Origin of the sequence: Myxococcus hansupus, from assembly GCF_000280925.3 — a bacterium.
In the GTDB taxonomy this organism is placed as follows: domain Bacteria; phylum Myxococcota; class Myxococcia; order Myxococcales; family Myxococcaceae; genus Myxococcus; species Myxococcus hansupus.
Genome location: NZ_CP012109.1, coordinates 847,546 through 864,919, shown reverse-complemented (window position 1 = coordinate 864,919; position 17,374 = coordinate 847,546). Strand labels below are relative to the sequence as shown.

Sequence of the window (17,374 nt, the reverse complement as noted above, 5' to 3'; positions counted from 1 at the left end):
CATGCGTTCTCTCCTCCCCCTGACGATGATGGCCTGGATGGCGACGCTGAGCGCCAGGAACTGCACTCCGCCCACGGAGTCCGGGCCGCAGCCCCAGACCTCCTACGAGGCCACGCCCCTCCAGCCGGATCACGTCAATCCTCAGGCGCCCAGCCCCACCGGCTGGACTGGCGTCGATGGCGGCAGCGTCTTCTTCCGGAGACACTTCGACGGAGGCGCTGGCGTCTGGGTGGGAAGCGATGGGCGGGCCTACCGAATCCTCGAGACTCCGCCCGTGGACCCATGCCTGCCCGCGGTCCTTCAAGACGCGGGCGCCCAGCTCAAGCTCTACACCGTCACCGACGTCGCCCTGAACAGCAACGTCTGCGCAGGCAAGGGCTATCGCACGCGGAACCCCGATGAATGCGCACCGCCCACGAGCCACTTCTATGAAGGGAAGGCGGTCATCATCCCCGGCTGCTGGATGCCGGATGGAGGCTTCAACGACGGAGGTGGCGACACGCCCTGCTTCACGGCGAGCTGCACGACGGGCGCGGTCGGCGTCTGCGCGCACTGGGGCTACCTCCCCAACCAGGAGTGGGATGGCGGGCCCCCGCTCGCACGGCTGTTCCAGGCGTGTGTGCGGGCCGCGCGCGCCGACTACAACGGCGACGGCGAGTCCTTCACGTGCCAGGGCACCTACGTCGACTTCGTCGATGGCCATGGCATCCAGACCCAGGACACCTTCGACGGAGGGCTTCCGCCAATGCTCTTCGAGGCCGCCTGGAATGAGCACGGCGCCCTGCCCTTCGGCGTGACGCCGAGCGGGGAAAGCTGTCTGCGGCCGCGTTACACCCCCGCCCCCCTCTCCCGAATCCGAGGAGCGCCAGGCGCGTGGATGAAGGCGAGCTACGACTGCCAGCAGCCCGGGGACGCGGGGACCCCCTTGAAGAACTACTTCGATGCGGGCGTGCCCTTCTTGCTGCTGACCCAGACCTGGAAGAACGACTACTGCGTCACGGACACAGGGCCGGGTGGTGGGCTCCGCACCCATTGCCCCGCGTGCAACGGGGAGCCACTCGGGCCAAGGACCTGTCATGGGGGGAGCTGCGCGTCCTCTCCGCAGCCTTGAGCGACGCCATCCCAGAGGGCTGGGAGCCGCCCCCGGCGTTCGACGAGTACCGCCTCATCCGCCTGCTGGGCCAAGGGGGAATGGGACGCGTCTACCTGGCCGAGGACACGGCCCTCCAGCGGCGGGTCGCCATCAAGTTCATCGGCGCGGAGCGGCCCGGCCCGGGCCAGCGTGACCGGCTCTTCGCCGAGGCCCGAGCGCTCGCCCGCCTCCGCCACCCGAATGTGGTGACGGTGTACCGGGTCTCGGAAGTGGGCTCCCACCCCTATCTGGTGCAGGAGTTCCTCCCCGGCGTCTCCCTGCGGGACCTGGCCACGCCGCTGCCGCCGGAACGGGTCCTGGCCATCGCGCTGGGGCTGGGACGGGGACTGGCCGCCGCGCACCGCGCGCACGTGCTCCACCGCGACATCAAGCCGGACAACGTCATGGTGCTTCCGGAGGGCGAGGTGAAGCTCGTCGACTTCGGGCTCGCCCTCTCCTGGGCGGCGGAGCAGGCAGACACCGCCGCCCGGGCCACCGTCCCCATCGCCGGCACGCGCGGGTACATGGCACCGGAGGTGCTGCGTGGCGAACCGCCCGGCCCACGGGGAGATGTCTATGGGCTGGGCCTGGTGCTTCACGAACTGTTGGAGGGCCTTCGCCCCTTCGACACGCCCACCGCGAGCGGAGCGGTGGACGAACCGACGACGCCAGAAGCGCGTCCTCCCAGTGTGGAACCCTCCGGAAGCGGGCTCGGAGTCCGCCTGCGCGCCGTCATCCTTCGGTGTCTCGAATACGATGCGGCACGGCGCTTCGCCTCCGCCGACGCGCTGTGCGCGGAGCTGGAACGCCTGAGGGTGGACGGCGACGCGGCGCCGGCGCCCCCTGGCAATCCCTATCGCGGGCTCCAGGCCTTCGACGCGGAGCACCGTTCGGTCTTCTTCGGACGCGGCGCGGAGGTCCGCGCCATCCATGAGCGGCTTCGCGCCCAGGCGCTGGTGCTCGTCGCGGGAGACTCGGGCGTGGGCAAGTCCTCGTTGTGCCGGGCGGGCGTTTCGCCGCGCGTCACGCAAGCGGGGCTCGAGGACGGCTGTGCCTACACGGTGCTGTCGCTCATGCCCGGGCGCCGGCCCTTCACGGCGTTGGTTGCCGCGGTGGCGGGCCGACTCGGGCTGTCCGAGGAGACCCTGGCGGCCCAGGTGCGGCATGAGCCCGCGGCGATGGCGCGGGCCCTGCGCGCCGCCGGGCCCACGCGGGGCACCCTGCTGTTCATCGACCAACTCGAGGAGCTGTTCACCCAGAGCGAGCCGGACGAGGCGTCCGCCTTCACGCAGGTGCTCGGGCACCTGGCCATCCTGGCCCGGGGTGTGCGCACGCTGGCCACGGTGCGAGGGGACTACTTCACGCGGCTGGCGGCGCTGCCGGGGCTGGAGGATGAAGTGGCGCGCGCCCTCTTCCTCGTCAAGCCGCTGGGCCCGGAAGGAACGCGCGAGGCCGTGGTCGGTCCAGCGCGCGTGACGGGCGTCGCGTTCGAGACGGAGGCCCTGGTGGACACGCTCGTGGCGTCCTCTGCTCACGCCCCAGGCGGACTGCCCCTCCTGCAGTTCACGCTCGCCGAGCTGTGGGATGCACGCGACCGGGCGACCCAGCACATCCGAGAGGCGTCGCTGGAGGCGCTCGGGGGCGTGGCAGGAGCCCTGGGCCGTCACGCGGACGGGGCGCTGTCGGCGCTGGTACCCGAGGCGCGCCAGGCGGCTCGAGACCTGCTCTTGCGACTCATCAGTCCGGAAGGCGCCCGAGTCCGGCGAACCACCAGGGAGCTCGGTGCCGAGTCCCCCACGAATCGCATCGCGCTGGAGGCCCTGGTCCGGGCGCGGCTCGTCGTGGTCCGCCAGGACGGCGAGGCGCACGTCCACGAGGTCGCGCACGAAGCCCTTCTCGAAGGCTGGTCCACGCTGCGCGGATGGCTCGAAGCAGCCCGCCAGGAGCGGCAGGTGCTCGAGCGGGTGAGGCTCGCCGCGGCCCGTTGGGAGCGCGCGGACCGCTCCACCTCGGCGCTGTGGAGCCGGCGCGAACTCAACGCGGTGACCTCGGCCGGAGCGCTGGCACTGACGCGGCAGGAGGCGGCCTTCCTCAAGGCCTCGCGGCGGGCACTCCGGCGCACCTTCGCGCGGCGCATGGGGCTGGCGCTGGCCCTGCCCCTCACGGCGCTGGTCGCGGGCGGCGCGGCCTGGATGAAGGGCCGCCACGCGCTGGAGCGCACCGTGCAGGCGCACCTGGATGAAGCCCGGGCGTCCCTCACCGAAGCCCGCACTCACCATGCCGAGGCGAAGGCCACGCGCGCGGAAGCGTTTCAGCGCTTGAACGCGCGAGGAGAGCGCGTCCTCACCGGTGCTCCGGCCCTGGGGGACGAGGAAGAACCCGAGGAGGCCTGGAGCGCGGCACGAAAGAGCGATGGCCACGCGGACGAGGCCTACCAGCGCGCCACCCAGGCGCTCGACACCGCCCTGCTGCTGGACGGCTCGCAGCGAGAGGCCCGCGGACTGCTCGCGGAGGTCCTGACCGGGCGCATGGAGCTGGCGGAGTGGTTCTTCCGCCCCGGACAGCGGCGTGAAGCCCTGCGCAGGCTGGCGAGCCTCGACGACGACGGCACGGGTCGACGCCAGCTCCTCGCGCCACCGGTCCTGGAGCTCGCCACGGAGCCGTCGGGCGTGGAGGTGCTGCTCCAGCGCGACCTGGGCGTGCCCGGAGCGCCCAGGCTGTCCGAAGGCATCTCCCTGGGCCTGACGCCCATCGCATCGCACGCCCTCGAATCGGGCCCGGGGTCCTATGTCCTCACCTTCCAGTCGCCGGGCCTGACACGCGCCGTCCTCCCGGTGGTGCTGTCATCGGGAGAGCGCCTGCGGGCGCGCATCCCCCTGCCGCGGGTGGCCGACATCCCGGAGGGCTTCGTCTACATCCCGCCGGGCCGTTTCCTCTTCGGCAGCAGCGATGACGAAGCGCTGCGGCGCGAGTTCCTCCAGGCGCCCCCGCTCCGGCCGGTGACGACTGCCGGCTACCTCATCGCCCGCCATGAGGTGACGTTCGCCGAGTGGATCGCGTTCCTCGATGCCCTGCCCCCCGACGAGCAGCGGCGACTGACGCCCGGCGTGAGGTCCACGGCCGGCGCGCTGGCGCTCACCCGGGAGGAGACGGGCTGGCGACTCATGCTGCAGCCCACGCAGCATCCTCTCGATGCGCGCAGCGGCGAGCCCATCCGCTACCCGGGCCGCACGCACAGGGCCGCGCAGGACTGGTTGCGCTTTCCCGTCTCGGCCATCTCGCTGGAGGACGCGTGGGCGTACCTCGCGTGGCTGGACCGCTCCGGGCGCGTTCCGGGAGCCCGGCTGTGTTCCGAATACGAGTGGGAGCGCGCGGCGCGTGGCGCGGACGCCCGCCTGTTTCCCATGGGTGACCTGCTCTCACCGGACGACGCGAACTTCGATGAGACCTATGGCCGCCACCCACTGGGCTTCGGCCCCGACGAGGTGGGCGCCCACCCTGCTTCCGCCAGCCCCTTCGGGGTGATGGACCTGGCCGGTAACGCCATCGAATGGGTGCAATCCGTCCGCGCGCCCGGAGAGGCGGTGGCCCGCGGCGGGTCCTGGTACTACGACCGCATCTCCAATCGCTCCAACACGCGAATGCCCAACGAGCCCTGGCTGAGGGACATCCGCATTGGCCTCCGCGTCTGCGCACCTGCCCCCGTTCCGCGTCACGACCCGTGATGTGACTGGAGCCGTCCGCGTCCGGACATGTCCGGACATGTTCAGGACAGGCGCCCGCACACCACCGCCCCTGCGGACACACCCTCCGTGCGGGCTGGCACAACGCGTGCTCAAGGGAAGGTCCGAGCCCACGCAGGGCTCCTCGCTCCCCAGAGAGGTTTCACTCATGCAGCAGAGCAAGCTCTTCGGCCTCCTCTTCGTCCTTCCGATGCTGATGCTCAGCACCTCCGCCCACGCCTTCAACATCAATGGGACGTACACGTCCGAGAACGGTGACTTCGTCCTGACGATCACCCAATCCAACGATTTCAATGGCAGCTTCAGCGGGACCTACGTCGCCCAGTTCACGCCCGTCGGTCCGTTGACCATGCCCGTCTCGGGGTCCTTCCATTTCGTCAACAACCCCAATGGAAACCTGGTGCCGCTGGCCCTCGAGTTCTCCGCGGCGACGCGGCCTGCTGACAGGTCCTATCTGCTGGCGGACGCCTGGTCGGGCATTCTCACGCAGCCCGGCGTCATCGCCGCGACGGGCGTGAGGTCCTACCTGCCCGCGGGAGGCACGGGAGTGCTGTCGAGCCTCGGAACCCACACCTTGAAGTAACGCAGGGAGGCGTTACCCGAGCCGCAAGCCGGCGACGCTGACGCTCCAGGTCCGCCCGCCACAGCGCCATGGGATTGAAGCCATGGCTGTTGGTGGGCGGATGGGGAACGCGCCGCCCTCTGACGAGCTGCGAGCCTTCACTTGAATCGCGCCAGGTCTCTCAGGCGGCTGTCGCTGAAGGCTGTCACAGGAGCCACTTCCAGTCGGCATCATCCAGGAGCGGAGTCCGTTCCCGCCGGCGCCGGGCGGAGACCTCCTCGCGCCAGGCGTCCCGTCCACCCGGCAGCGGCCAGGCGCGTGAGACAGTTCCCCGTGGGTCCGGGGTGAAGTTGAACAACAACATGCGGTTGACGCGCTCCACTGTCTCCGGCGTCGCTCCCGCGCGAAGCTGGACCTCCGCGCTGAACAGGGCCCCCTCCTCGCGGACGGCGCTCTCCGTGCGAGACCGGGCGATGAAGGGCCACAAGCCCAGCAGCGGAGGCGTCACGCCTTCGAGCAACGCGGCGTGCAGGCGGTCATGGCCATCCAGCACCACCCACTTCGCCAGGATGTCCACGAAGAACAGCAGCACGGGCGGCAACGTCCCGCCCCTCGCGCGCTTTCGCCAGGTCTTCACGCGCCCAGCGACCCGTGGAGGGCACGCTCAGCAACAGTCCAGGGCCCGGGGTCTCCAGTCCCCAGGTCCGGGTGTCATCGGCGACGATGGAGACTCCTCCATTCATGCAACGCGCTCCGCATCAGGGCCCGAAATTTCATGGGCCCGTGGAGCGTACCTCGTGAGACGCATGTGCCGTCGGCGGTGCGCTCACGATGAACGGAATCGAGGAGCCGCGCGGCGGCGTCATTCTCCCGTCAGCGGGTTGTCACGGCGCAGTCGTTGAGAGAAGAACGCGAGGATTTCATCGCGTGCCGCCAGGGTGGGTTCGCCCGCCGCGTCGATGAGGTGGGCCGTCACCACGCTGTGAGGGCTCCCGACCACTTCCGCGAAGAACGGTGGCGGGTTCGGGTGGGCCGCGGACGAAGGCAGCACCCGCGCAACGAAGCGCTCCCCCAACGCGGCGGAGTACGCCTGGAACCGCTGGGCCGTGCAGAACCGGTCCCCCTCGAAACGGTAGGCGAGCACCGTCAGGTCCTCACGCTCGAGCCGCGTCCTCACCGCGGCCACCTCGGCGGGCGAGATTTCGAGCCCGCCAGGGTCGTTCAGTGGCAACGACGGCTGACACAGGACCGGCGCGAGCATCGCGCGCTCAAGCATCATGCCGAGCGCGAAATTGCCGGTGAAGCACATCCCTATCGCGCCGACCCCGGGCCCACCACACTCCTGGTGAGCGAGGCTCGCCAGCGCACGCAACCACTGGGTGATGGGGCTCGAAGCGTTCGCCGCGAAGGCCCGGAACTCGGCGCTCACGCACGCGCGCTGCATCACCGCGCGCCCCTCCCCCGCGAGCGGGTAGGCACCGTCTCGGCCGAAGAGTGAGGGCATATAGACGGTGAAGCCCGCGTCTCGTACCCAACGGGCGAAGCGCGCGACCTGAGGACTGATTCCAGGCATCTCGGCCAGCACGATGACGGCGGGGCCGCTGCCGGTGACCCAGACAGCCTTCTGCGTCTCCCGAAGGGTTATGAGGCGCCGCTCGAAATCATCGAGGGGGTCGTCAACCACGGCGTCGTTCATGTGCGTCAAGCTGCCTCCCTTACCGCGACGGACCCACGGGACCTTGCAAGCCTCATCAACGCGCTCCTTCGTGTCTCATGGCTTCAGGATGCGCGGGCTGACACAGCATGCCCAGTGGCAGGGTTGACGATGTTCGGTCTACTCTTGCCACATGGTGACGCACCTGGTGTTCGATGGGGTCGCGGACGGTCCACTGGGCGTCGCATTGGACGTCATGAGCACCGCCGCGCGTCTCCTGCGTTCGGGGCTCGTCAACGTCCCCACGACGGAACGAGCCGTGCGCCAGCGCGTGGTCTCGGTGGACGGCAAGCCCGTTCGCACGGGGGCCGGACGCCTGCTGCCGGTCGACGGCGCATTCACGGCGCGCGGGCTTCACGCGGGCGACGTGGTGGCGATGCCGGGGCTTGGGGCCGCCACCGAGGCCCAGGCCGCCGCGCTCCTCACGCGGCCCGACATCCTGCGCGCAATCGCGCTCCTCGGGCGCGCGCCCACCAAGCGCGTGGTGCTGGCGGCGTCGTGCTCAGCCACGTTCGTGCTGGCGGCCTCCGGCGCGCTCGACGGGAAACAAGCCACCACCACCTGGTGGCTCGGGGCCGCGTTCGCGAGACGCTTCACGCGCGTGACGCTGCGCGCGGACAAGATGGTCATCGACGCAGGGGAGGTGCTCACCGCCGGCTCCGCGTTCGCCCACGCGGACCTCATGCTCGCCATCGTGGCGCGCACGCTGAGCCCGTCGCTGGCCCACATGGTGGCGAGGTACCTCGTGCTCGATGAGCGGATATCCCAGGCGCGCTACATGGTGACGGAGCACCTTCGCGGCGCGGATCCGACGGTTCGGGAGCTCGAGGCCTTCGTGCTGGCGAACATCGAACGGCAGGTGTCGGTTCACGAGATGGCGCGCGCAACGGCCACCTCCCCGCGCACCCTGGCGCGAAGGGTCGAGGATGCGCTCGGCACGACACCTCACCACCTTGCGCAACGGCTGCGGGTCGCCCGAGCGGTACAACTGCTCGAGACGACAGGCGACTCTGTCGAGAACATCGCCGCCCGCGTGGGCTACGCCGATGCGGCAGCATTCCGGCGTGTCTTCCGGCGCGAAACCGGAGAAGCGCCCCGCACAAGTCGGGCGAGCGGCTTCCGGCAGGCCGCTCGTTCATGAGGGGTACAGCGTCGGCCTCGTAGTGCCCCCTGTGAGGAGTCGTGCGCGGTGCCCTTCCGTCTTGCCGCCACCGGTTGGCGCTGGCTTCATCGAGGCCCCTCACCATCAGACAGGGACCAGAAAGCTCGCCTACCGGGCCGAGTGCGCCGCGACGAGGCGCGCGCGCCATTGCAGTAAATCGGCGAACTCGCCCGCCAGGGCATCATCACTCCAGCAGCGACGCGTCGCGGGCCCCAACGGCGGTTCGATTTGTGCGGCCGGAGCCACGGCCTCCAACACCACGGCCATGATGACATCGGCGTAGCTGAAGCGCCCGAGCAGATGGTCCCCGCCCGCCGCGAGCAATCCAGCGCGGGTCCGCTCCAGCGCCTGCCTCAACGAGCCAGGCACGACCAGATGCCGATACTTTCGGTCGAGCCGACGCGCGGCATCGCGTGCGATAAACCGCAGGGGACGGCGCAGGGGCCGTGGCAGGACCGCGGCAGAGGCTTCATCGAGCGCCTCTGGGTCAGCCAGTACACGGCGCACCACGCGCGTCCGTGCTTCGGCGAGTGCCGCCTCGCCAAGCTGGTTCCAAGGCGCGACGGCTTCGAAGTCGCCCAGCCGTTCGTCACCGGCCCGTTGTGCCGCATAGCGGGCGATGTCCCAGGAGCCGCGCACGACTTGCGGCCCCACCAGCAGCACTGGCACCGACACGGCGCCCGACCATTGCCGCATGCGCCAGCGCAGCAACGGCTCACTCAGCGTCGGGATGTACTCCTGATACGCGAACGCGACGCCGCAATACGCCAGTGCCCAGCGAGCCTTTTGAGTCCACGGCGAGAACGCTTCGCCAACCAGGGTGATGGGCGATTGCGGCATGGCACGACTCCTTTCTAGCAGGCGCAGCAACCGCGCCATGACGCCTTCTCCAACCCACTCACCGCGACACTGGCTCCGCGGCCACGGACGTCGAAGCCGGAATGCCGAGCCCTCGAAGCCACCCCTGCGCGAGGGGGCCGGGGTCCTGGCCCGTCTCCGACTTCACGAAGTCAAGCAACTGCTGCATACGTGCCGACTTCCCCAGATGGAGTCCGTAGAAGCGCGCCAAGACACGATCCAGCGCGGCGGTGCCCACCTGCTGCTCCAGTTCGTGGAAGAAGAGGCCCCCCTTCAGATAGGGAATCTGGGACGCAAGCGGGTGCTTGCTCATGTCAATCGCATTGCACGTTTCGTCGGGCAGGGCCACCGTGTCTCGCTTGGCCACCGCCTTTTCAAGGTCCTCCCGCCTCGACGCCCACAGCTTCGCCTCCGCGGCCTCGCCTTCGGTGGCTCGCACCGCACGAGCCGTGAGGTAATCCGTGGTCCCCTCGGACAGCACGAAGTCCTCCCAGCACTGGATGCGCACGCCATTTCCATACCAGCCATGCGCCGCCTCGTGATGATGCATCAGGCGCTCCGCCATCGACTGCACGGCCACGTGCCAATAGGGATGGTGTTCCATACCGCCCTGCCCCTTGGGTCCCCAATCCACTGACACCGAGCCCACCTTGTCGCCAAAGGCATACGGGCCATACGTCGTCTCGAAGAAGTCCATCGCATCCCGCAGGTGGCGTGTGCCCTCGATCGCGGCCGACTCCCCTCCCGGAAGATACCAAACGGAAACCTGCGTCCCCGCCCGGGTGGCCCCCAGCGACCGCTCCGAGTAGGCCCCCACGGCCCACCCCAGCATGTACGCAGGCACGTCACCCTCGATTTTCCTCGGGTACACCGACGTCTGCCCCTCTGGCAGTTCTCCGAGCCGCAACGAGAAACGCATCCCGTCGTCCGGAGAGGGATGGCACGGAAACAGGTTCCGGCAGAACGTCGGCCACGTATAGGTGCTACCGGTATGCCGGTACCCATCCGTGTTCCCAGAGGCGGGGAACGCGTAGTCGACGACCACGGTGCTCGCCCACGCTGGAACGCCGATGTCGAGTTGCCCATCCTTCACCGTGTACTGAAGGCCGCCGCAGCGACCTCGCACCCCGGTGATGGTCAGCGAGTCCACCCGCAGCGACAGTCCTGGCGCCTTCGATTCGGCCACCTCGATCGTGGCCGTACCCCGCAGCGAGCCGAGCTTCACGTCCAGCACTGTCGCGACAATGTCTCGCGCCAGCCCCGCCAGCGGCGGAGGCGCAGGTTGGCCCCCCACGGCGTCACAGAGCCGTGGGCACGCGGCGAGCGCCCCACCCTCCCCCGGCGCGGAACACACCTGGGCCTCCAGGAGTCCTGCTTCGGACGCATCCAGAGGCCCCGTGCACCTGCAAGCCCCCATTCCGCCCATGACCCAGAGAAGAACGGCGGTATCCAGAACGAAACGCCTCAAGTAACACCCCCCAGCAGGAAACGCCCCCGCCACGACTCCAACGGTACACGCGCCCATGCTGTCAGGGCGAGGCCCGGGGACGAACCGAGCCGAGCCAGGGACGAATGGAGCGTGGCTCGAAGCGGAGGTCGAGCCGCCAGGAACCCCACGCCCAGGGCGAAGGGTTCCCGGCCTCGGACACGCCATTCCCAGAAGCGTCCCATGATGGTGGGGCGGCCTTGTTTTGAAAGGGCGATGGGCGCCATGTAGAGCCCTGGAACCCTTCGCTCTGGGCGGACTCCATGACGAGGAAGCTCCACGGCTTGACACCCTCCGCGATGTACTCGCGGAGATTGTCATCAGCAGCCGGTTCGAGAGACTCAGCGATGAGGACAATGTTCCGCTGCGCATCCACGGCGTGTTGCAGACCGAGATGACTCCCAATGTGCATGACATGACTCCTGGCTCGGATGCCCCGGACGGAGCAGCAACCCCACCAACATGCCGCTCGTCCTCGAGCTCCGGCCAAACAGTCCCCTGTCATTCATCGCGCAACCGCACGACATGCAAGCGTCTCAGGGAAGGCGTCAGGGATTGCTCAACAGGAACCCGTCGTCCTCCATTCATCAAGGGCGTCCGAGAGAGCGCCGCGGCAAGCACCGCGCCGGGGCCACCACCGACTTCGCCTTGAATGCATCCGTGCAGGGCCCCGCGCCCGCCCCCAGGGCGGCGTCCGCCGAGGCGACAGCAGCCTGCCCCAGGGAGTCCCGCACCCGGCCGGACTCATTCGACGTAGACTCATCACCATGAACTCCACGAGGTGGTGCTTGGGCATCATGTTCGCCATCATGGCCCAGGGCTCGGCGAGCGCAGCCAAGCCGAATCCCGCCCAGCGGGTGCTCACCTGGAAGGTCGAGGGTGTTCCGCAGTCGCTGACGGTGCTGACTGCCGATGGCCCCACCCTGCCGAGCAAAGAGCCGGATACACACATCGACCTCTTGAGCGTTATCGGACCGATGGTGGCAACCCGGTTCATGCACACGTGGATGGGCGAACGAGGCGGCTACGTCACCGAATCAATGCAGGTGGAGTATCGCGGGACCTATCGCTTTTCGCTGGGTGGGTACTTGGAGGAGACACGCCAGGGAGGGCGGGTGCTGGAAGCGATACTCAAGCTGCCGAATGTTCCAGCGAAGGAGCGCTGTCCTCCCCCGAGCAGGTGAGGGAACAGCCCTCCTTCACGAAGGGCCGGGAGCAGCTCCTCGCGGCGGGCTGTGCACATCCGAAGTGGCTCACGCTGGAACCCGAGTTCTTCTCCGTCATCACCTGGGATGACGCAGACAACGTGCTGCTGGCCATTCAGATGTTCCATCCGGAAGCCATGCGCTCATCGAATTCGATGGAGCAGGTTGATGTCTGGCTGAAGGCACCTCCTGAATGGAGGCCCTGGCTGGAGGATGCACGCCGAGGAGAGGGACTGTTTGCGGACCAGCGCCATGACTGGGCGAGGCGGCTCTCCCCGCGGGAACTCGCCTCCGTCCGTGCACGCCTGACGAAGTTGAAGCCCACGGCTCGCCGGAAGCTCATCGCGGAGACAGTGTACCGGGCGCGGCAGGCGCCCCTGAGCGCGGTGGACCTGGTGACTGAGTTCTTCCCAGAGCCCAAGGACGGGAAACTGGACCTGGACACGCAATGGGCGTGGTCGGACCGGGTGCTGTACCTGCGACACACCCCCCTCTGCCGCAAGGCCGCGGAGGTGGTGTTCCGCGAGCAGTGGGCCCCAGAGACGGAGAAGGCCCTTGTCTTCAATCTCACGCAGTGCGGAAGCTTCCGTGGAGAAGGGCCCCCGAAGCACTGTGTGGAGCATGCCACCCCGGCCGCGTGTATCCAGCGCTGGGTCGAAGCCCAGCAAGAGCAAGAACGAAGCGCGAACCCGGCTGAACGCGAGGGCTCCGCGCCCGCGGAATGACGCGCTACGGCGCCGTTCAGGGCTCCGCCCGGGGACCGTCGAAGATGTGAGAGAAGTAGCGGCTTCGCGCTGCCGTTGGCGCGCGCGCGCCTCGATCACCTCGACCGGTACATCCGCCTCCTCTTCCGTTGCCCCCTCAAGGTATGAGTGCTGCAATGACACAGACCCATCGACTCGGCTGCGCCTGTGGACAGGTCCAACTCCAGGTGGAGGGCGCGCCCATCGTCAGCGTCGAGTGCTGCTGCGACAGTTGCCGTGCGGCTGGCGACAGGTTGCAGACCCTCCCCACCGCTCGTCCGGTGATGGAACCCCACGGCACGACGCGCTTCGTGCTCTACCGCAAGGATCGCGTCCGGTTCATCGAGCACGCCGGACGCCTCAAGGAGTTCCGCCTCACGCCCGAGTCCAAGACTCGCCGGGTCGTCGCCACCTGTTGCAACACGCCCGTCTTCCTCGAGTTCGAGAACGGCCACTGGCTCAGTCTCTATGGCTGCCTCTGGCCCGAGGGAACGCTGCCTCCGCTCGAGATGCGGACGATGACAGGTGACCTTCCGGCCGGCACCACGCTCCCCGGTGAGGTCCCGAACGGCAAGTGGCAACAGGTCTCATTCTTCGCCAGGCTCCTCGGCGCGTGGATCCGGATGGGGTTCCGAAGCCCGAAGGTCGCCGTGGTCAACGGACAGCTCCACGTCTGACATCGGCGGCGTTCTCCCGCGGTCACCGCTCACGACGGCTCAATGCCCGCAGATGCTCGACCGTCGCCGTGGCGCCACCGCAGACGATCACCGCGATGCGTGACGCGGCTGCAAGCGCCGACGACGCCGCGTCGAGCGCGGCCAGTGCCGCCCCGCACGCGGGCTCCACCAGAATCCGATGTTCGTCGAGGAACCACAGCGAGGCCGCCACCGCTGCCGCATCGGACACGACGATGTTATCGACCGCATGGCGCGTCGCCCACGCAACCGCTGCGTCGCAAGGCCGCTTCGCGCCGAGCGAGGTGGCGACGCTCGTGATCTCCGCCAGTTCGACGGGCCGCCCCTGCGCAACCGAACGCGCATAGCAGTCCGCGCCTTGGGTCTCGGCCGCGACGACCGGCACATCGCTCCAGCCGTTGCGCACCAGTCCCTCCAGCACGCCGCACAGCAGCCCTCCGCCGCCCACCGCCAGCACGACCGCGTCGGGCTTCGGTCCGGCCGCCGCCATCTCGTCGATCATCGTTGCATGGCCCTGCCACAACACGGGGTCGTCGAACGGATGCACGAACGCGTCGTGCGCGCCGAGCACGGACTGAGCAAAGGCGTTCGCCTCCGCCCAAGACGCGCCGTGGACGATCAACTCCGCGCCCTCGTGACGGAGCACGTCGCGTGCGCGCGCGGAGGTACTCTCCGGAACAACGACGAGCACGGGCACCCCGAGCTCGCGACCGGCATAGGCGACCGCAATGCCCGCGTTGCCGCCCGACGACGACACGAAACGGCGGGCGCCTGCCGCGCGCCGCGCCTCGCATACCGCACCGACGCCGCGCAGCTTGAACGAGCCGGACGGCTGCATTGCCTCGAGCTTGAGCAGGACGTCTTGACCCAGCCGGAGGGATGCAGCGTGTGAACGAATGTACGGAGTCTGAATGTGGAGTGGCATCTGAAGAGGTGCGCCAAACGTCCGCGAAGCGCGAACAGTCGTCATGACGTTGGCCAACCTAAACCGAGCCAATCATACTTCCCAATGCTCTTCAGTGCCGTCCGCCATGCTCTACAGGTATATCCCCAACGTGGAAAGACATCCCATGCGGCAGGTCGAGTTGCGCCATCTGCGATACTTCGTGGCGGTCGCTGAAGCCGGCAGCATGATGGCTGGCGCCCGCGCGGTCGGCATTGTGCAACCCGCGCTTTCCCGGCAGATCCGCGAGCTCGAGGAGGCGATTGGCACCCCGCTGTTGATCCGCCGCTCGACGGGCATCACGCTCACGGCGGCCGGCGCGAGCTTCCTGCAGGACGCCACGCGCCTGCTCTTCGAATTACAGGGCAGCCGCGAACGTGCGCTGCGCAGCGCGGCCGGCCAGCGCGGTGAGCTGCGTATCGGCGTGCTGCCGAACTACTTCCCGTTGCCGGTGGTGTCGAACGTGCTCAAGGCCTTCCGAAAGGCCTGCCCGGACGTGATGCTGTCAATCGTGCCCATGCTGTCGGCCGAGCAGGCGACTGCCATCGCACGCGGCGAGCTTGATGGCGGCATCATGGCGTGGCGGCAGGACGAGGCTCCACACCTGTCAGGCATCCGGCTGCTACGTGACAGGTTCGTGCTCGCGATGCTGTCCACGCCGGGCCAGCGCTTCCGCGCGCCCCGTCAACTGGCCGAGCTCACAGGCGCGCCGTTCATCTGGTTCGACCCACTTCGGTCCGCCGCGCATCACCGGTTCTTGTTCGAGCAGTGCCGGCGGGCCGGCTTCACGCCGCGCATCGCGCAGGTCGGCACCGACATCCCGACGCTCATCGGGCTCGTCGCAGCGGGGATGGGCTACGCGTTCGTACCAGAGAGCACGGCACCGACGTGCCCGCGCACGGTGCGGCTGGTCGCGCTTGACGAACTCGACGGCCGCTTCGACGTCGAATTCGTGTACGACGGCCAAGCGGACTCGCCGGTCGTGCAGCAATTCCTCGCTGCGCTGCGCGCGACCACCAACGCATAAGCGGGCCCCCACCCGAGGTGGAGCGAGGGCGTCACTCGTTCATGCGCCCCACGCCAGCCCACTGAAGCGTCGTGGTTTGTACGTACGCAAAGCACCTGTCCGCCAGCGCGGGTGTCAGGGACTTGTCGTATGACGGCCGTGCTCCGCCACGCGCACGGCATGGACAAACACCAACGCCGTGCTCCAGTGTGCGCGGCACCAACACGCCTGCTTCGAGGAGAAGGCATGAGGACGAAGCTCACCGCGGTCACCCTGGTTGCATCCCTGTTCGCATCATCCGCGTCGGCGGCGATAACGGTGCGCTACTACAACCGCGATTCGCGCGGCCACACGTGGCCCGTGGTCTGCAGCGGCGTGAAGACGTCGGTGACGTTCGGAAAGAGCCAGACGGCCTCCGTCACCATCCAGGGCTCCGGGCCCTGCTCCGTGAAGACGGATGCGGGCACCGTGGTCCTCAAGGGCGGCGAGGACCTGGAGATCAAGGACGGCCGCATCCAGGTCAAATAGGACTCACCTGCCGGGCACCCGGCCGCCCGCCAGCTCCAAGTCGAACCCTTTAGATTAAGTCCGGACGAAATTAACCTACTTCAGCGCCGAACTAACCCGTCGAGCGTTGAATCTAGCCCGAAGTCGCCCCATACTGCATTGCGTCAGTCTTCCAAGTGGAGGCGCAATGAAGAAGTGGTTGGCGGTGGCCCTTCTGGTGGGTGTGGGTGTGGCGGGGTTGCTGGTGAAGCCCGCGGAGCAGGTGGTGCGGGGGGAGCCCATCAACACGGCGGACACGGCGTGGATCCTCACGGCCACGGCGCTGGTGCTGCTGATGACGCCCGGGTTGTCCTTCTTCTACGGCGGCATGGTGCGGCTGAAGAACGTGGTGTCCACGTTGCTGCAGAGCTTCATCGCCATGGCGGTCATCAGCCTGCTCTGGGTGGTGGTGGGCTTCAGCCTGAGCTTCGGTGACAGCTTCCACGGCTTCATCGGCGACCCGCGGACCTTCTTCATGTTCAGCGGCGTGGGTGGCGAGACGCATCCGGACCTGGCGCCCACCATTCCCCTGATGCTGTTCGCGCTGTTCCAGCTCAAGTTCGCCATCATCACCCCGGCGCTCATCACCGGCGCGTTCGCGGAGCGCGTGCGCTTCAAGGCGTACCTGCTCTTCATGGTGCTCTTCACGCTCATCATCTACGCGCCGCTGGCGCACTGGACGTGGCACCCGCAGGGCTTCCTGCGCAATTGGGGCGTGCTCGACTTCGCGGGCGGCACGGTGGTGCACATGTCCGCGGGCTTCGCGGCGCTGGCCGGCGCGCTGGTGCTGGGCCGCCGCCAGGTGCACGTGGAGAACGCGGCGCACACGCCCGCCAACATCCCCTTCGTCATGCTGGGCACGGGCATGCTGTGGTTCGGCTGGTTTGGCTTCAACGCGGGCTCGGCGATGTCGGCCTCGTCGCTGGCGACGCTGGCCTTCGCCACGACCAACACCGCGTCCGCCGCGGCGATGCTGGGGTGGATGGCCTTCGACTGGCTGCGCGGCCGCAAGCCCAGCGCGATGGGCGCCTGCATCGGCGCGGTGGTGGGCCTGGTGGCGGTGACGCCCGCGGCCGGCTTCATCACCGTGGGCCAGAGCATCGTCGTGGGCCTCGTCGCCAGCTTCGTGAGCAACGCGGCGGTTCACTTCAAGAACCGCACGTCCCTCGACGACACGCTGGACGTCTTTCCCTGCCACGGCCTGGGCGGCGTGGTGGGCATGGTGCTGACGGGCGTGCTGGCCAAGGACGTGGGCCTCATCCACGGCGAGACGCGCACCTTCACCATGCACATGCTCGCGCTGGTGCTGGTGTCGGTGTTCTCCTTCGTGGGTTCGTACCTGCTCTACAAGCTGGTGGACCGCATCGTCCCGCTGCGCGTCACCCGCGAGCACGAGGACGAGGGCCTGGACCTGAGCCAGCACGGAGAGACGGTGGGCGAGTCGGTCATCGCGCCCGTGCCGCAGCCCGCGCGCACCGCGACGACGGCCGTCGCCACCGAGCCCGCGCGGGCGGACAACGTGCCGCAGCCGGCCTGAGCGGACGCGAGCACAAGCACGTCACGCCGCCGCTCGGAGCAT

General features: G+C 68.6%; 15 protein-coding genes. 10 read left to right on the top strand and 5 right to left on the bottom strand.

The annotated features are described in order from the left end of the window. The first annotated feature begins 1 nt into the window (after position 1). The 3 genes from A176_RS03600 (at position 2) to A176_RS03590 (ending at position 5,458) form a co-directional block, all read left to right on the top strand. Positions 2 to 1,111 (top strand): ADYC domain-containing protein, encoded by a 1,110-nt coding sequence (locus A176_RS03600; RefSeq protein WP_226994182.1) that lies wholly within the window; start codon positions 2 to 4, stop codon positions 1,109 to 1,111. Next, complete coding sequence (locus tag A176_RS03595) at positions 1,108 to 4,857, top strand: bifunctional serine/threonine-protein kinase/formylglycine-generating enzyme family protein (RefSeq protein WP_002633454.1); 3,750 nt, start codon at positions 1,108 to 1,110, stop codon at positions 4,855 to 4,857. Before A176_RS03600 ends, A176_RS03595 begins: the two co-directional genes overlap by 4 nt. Positions 4,858 to 5,023: 166 nt before the next feature. Then, positions 5,024 to 5,458 carry a hypothetical protein gene (locus A176_RS03590; protein ID WP_002633455.1) on the top strand — a complete coding sequence of 145 codons (435 nt, stop codon included), beginning with the start codon at positions 5,024 to 5,026 and terminating at the stop codon, positions 5,456 to 5,458. Positions 5,459 to 5,642: 184 nt separating this feature from the next. On the opposite strand, the gene A176_RS03585 is transcribed toward A176_RS03590, so the two are convergent. Both A176_RS03585 and A176_RS03580 read right to left on the bottom strand, forming a co-directional pair. Continuing rightward, a complete protein-coding gene (locus A176_RS03585; protein WP_226994181.1) occupies positions 5,643 to 6,074 on the bottom strand; it encodes a hypothetical protein in 432 nt (143 codons plus the stop codon). A gap of 225 nt (positions 6,075 to 6,299) precedes the next feature. Continuing rightward, entirely contained in the window at positions 6,300 to 7,133 is an 834-nt protein-coding gene (locus tag A176_RS03580; protein ID WP_044889725.1) for a dienelactone hydrolase family protein, read from the bottom strand. A gap of 214 nt (positions 7,134 to 7,347) precedes the next feature. Here A176_RS03580 and A176_RS03575 point away from each other — a divergent pair, with 214 nt between their 5' ends. Continuing rightward, positions 7,348 to 8,292, top strand: coding sequence for a GlxA family transcriptional regulator (locus tag A176_RS03575; protein WP_226994179.1), 945 nt, complete (start codon positions 7,348 to 7,350; stop codon positions 8,290 to 8,292). A 129-nt stretch (positions 8,293 to 8,421) separates the two neighbouring features. Here the strand turns inward: A176_RS03575 and A176_RS03570 are convergent, their stop codons facing one another. Together A176_RS03570 and A176_RS03565 are read right to left on the bottom strand one after the other, a co-directional pair. Next, a complete protein-coding gene (locus A176_RS03570; RefSeq protein WP_226994178.1) occupies positions 8,422 to 9,192 on the bottom strand; it encodes a glutathione S-transferase family protein in 771 nt (256 codons plus the stop codon). Between the two features lie 19 nt (positions 9,193 to 9,211). Then, positions 9,212 to 10,465, bottom strand: a complete 1,254-nt coding sequence (locus tag A176_RS03565) for a M1 family aminopeptidase (RefSeq protein WP_226994177.1) — start codon at positions 10,463 to 10,465, stop codon at positions 9,212 to 9,214. A gap of 989 nt (positions 10,466 to 11,454) precedes the next feature. On the opposite strand from A176_RS03565, the gene A176_RS03560 reads away from it, so the two are divergent. From A176_RS03560 to A176_RS03550, 3 genes are all read left to right on the top strand, one after another. Then, positions 11,455 to 11,841: a hypothetical protein gene (locus A176_RS03560; RefSeq protein ID WP_144429494.1), complete on the top strand. Its 387-nt coding sequence runs from the start codon at positions 11,455 to 11,457 to the stop codon at positions 11,839 to 11,841. Beyond that, positions 11,838 to 12,587, top strand: coding sequence for a hypothetical protein (locus A176_RS03555; protein WP_049872228.1), 750 nt, complete (start codon positions 11,838 to 11,840; stop codon positions 12,585 to 12,587). The genes A176_RS03560 and A176_RS03555 overlap by 4 nt, the downstream gene beginning before the upstream one ends. Positions 12,588 to 12,742: 155 nt before the next feature. Then, positions 12,743 to 13,282 (top strand): GFA family protein, encoded by a 540-nt coding sequence (locus A176_RS03550; protein ID WP_021781132.1) that lies wholly within the window; start codon positions 12,743 to 12,745, stop codon positions 13,280 to 13,282. Between the two features lie 22 nt (positions 13,283 to 13,304). Here A176_RS03550 and A176_RS03545 read toward each other — a convergent pair whose 3' ends face one another. After that, entirely contained in the window at positions 13,305 to 14,225 is a 921-nt protein-coding gene (locus tag A176_RS03545) for a pyridoxal-phosphate dependent enzyme (protein ID WP_044889726.1), read from the bottom strand. Between the two features lie 145 nt (positions 14,226 to 14,370). Between A176_RS03545 and A176_RS03540 the strand changes: the two genes are divergently transcribed. From A176_RS03540 to A176_RS03530, 3 genes are all read left to right on the top strand, one after another. Next, a complete protein-coding gene (locus tag A176_RS03540) occupies positions 14,371 to 15,270 on the top strand; it encodes a LysR family transcriptional regulator (protein WP_002635950.1) in 900 nt (299 codons plus the stop codon). Positions 15,271 to 15,495: 225 nt separating this feature from the next. After that, on the top strand, positions 15,496 to 15,777 hold the full coding sequence (locus A176_RS03535; protein ID WP_002635949.1) for a hypothetical protein: 282 nt from the start codon (positions 15,496 to 15,498) through the stop codon (positions 15,775 to 15,777). Positions 15,778 to 15,943: 166 nt separating this feature from the next. Beyond that, positions 15,944 to 17,332 (top strand): ammonium transporter, encoded by a 1,389-nt coding sequence (locus tag A176_RS03530; RefSeq protein ID WP_002635948.1) that lies wholly within the window; start codon positions 15,944 to 15,946, stop codon positions 17,330 to 17,332. Positions 17,333 to 17,374 lie beyond the last annotated feature (42 nt).

Coding starts and splice junctions, on each gene's coding strand:
- A176_RS03535 (WP_002635949.1), top strand. CDS start 15,496: ATGAGGACGAAGCTCACCGCGGTCACCCTGGTTGCATCCCTGTTCGCA.
- A176_RS03540 (WP_002635950.1), top strand. CDS start 14,371: ATGCGGCAGGTCGAGTTGCGCCATCTGCGATACTTCGTGGCGGTCGCT.
- A176_RS03570 (WP_226994178.1), bottom strand. CDS start 9,192: ATGGCGCGGTTGCTGCGCCTGCTAGAAAGGAGTCGTGCCATGCCGCAA.
- A176_RS03600 (WP_226994182.1), top strand. CDS start 2: ATGCGTTCTCTCCTCCCCCTGACGATGATGGCCTGGATGGCGACGCTG.
- A176_RS03550 (WP_021781132.1), top strand. CDS start 12,743: ATGACACAGACCCATCGACTCGGCTGCGCCTGTGGACAGGTCCAACTC.
- A176_RS03590 (WP_002633455.1), top strand. CDS start 5,024: ATGCAGCAGAGCAAGCTCTTCGGCCTCCTCTTCGTCCTTCCGATGCTG.
- A176_RS03580 (WP_044889725.1), bottom strand. CDS start 7,133: ATGAACGACGCCGTGGTTGACGACCCCCTCGATGATTTCGAGCGGCGC.
- A176_RS03545 (WP_044889726.1), bottom strand. CDS start 14,225: ATGCCACTCCACATTCAGACTCCGTACATTCGTTCACACGCTGCATCC.
- A176_RS03575 (WP_226994179.1), top strand. CDS start 7,348: ATGAGCACCGCCGCGCGTCTCCTGCGTTCGGGGCTCGTCAACGTCCCC.
- A176_RS03560 (WP_144429494.1), top strand. CDS start 11,455: ATGTTCGCCATCATGGCCCAGGGCTCGGCGAGCGCAGCCAAGCCGAAT.
- A176_RS03530 (WP_002635948.1), top strand. CDS start 15,944: ATGAAGAAGTGGTTGGCGGTGGCCCTTCTGGTGGGTGTGGGTGTGGCG.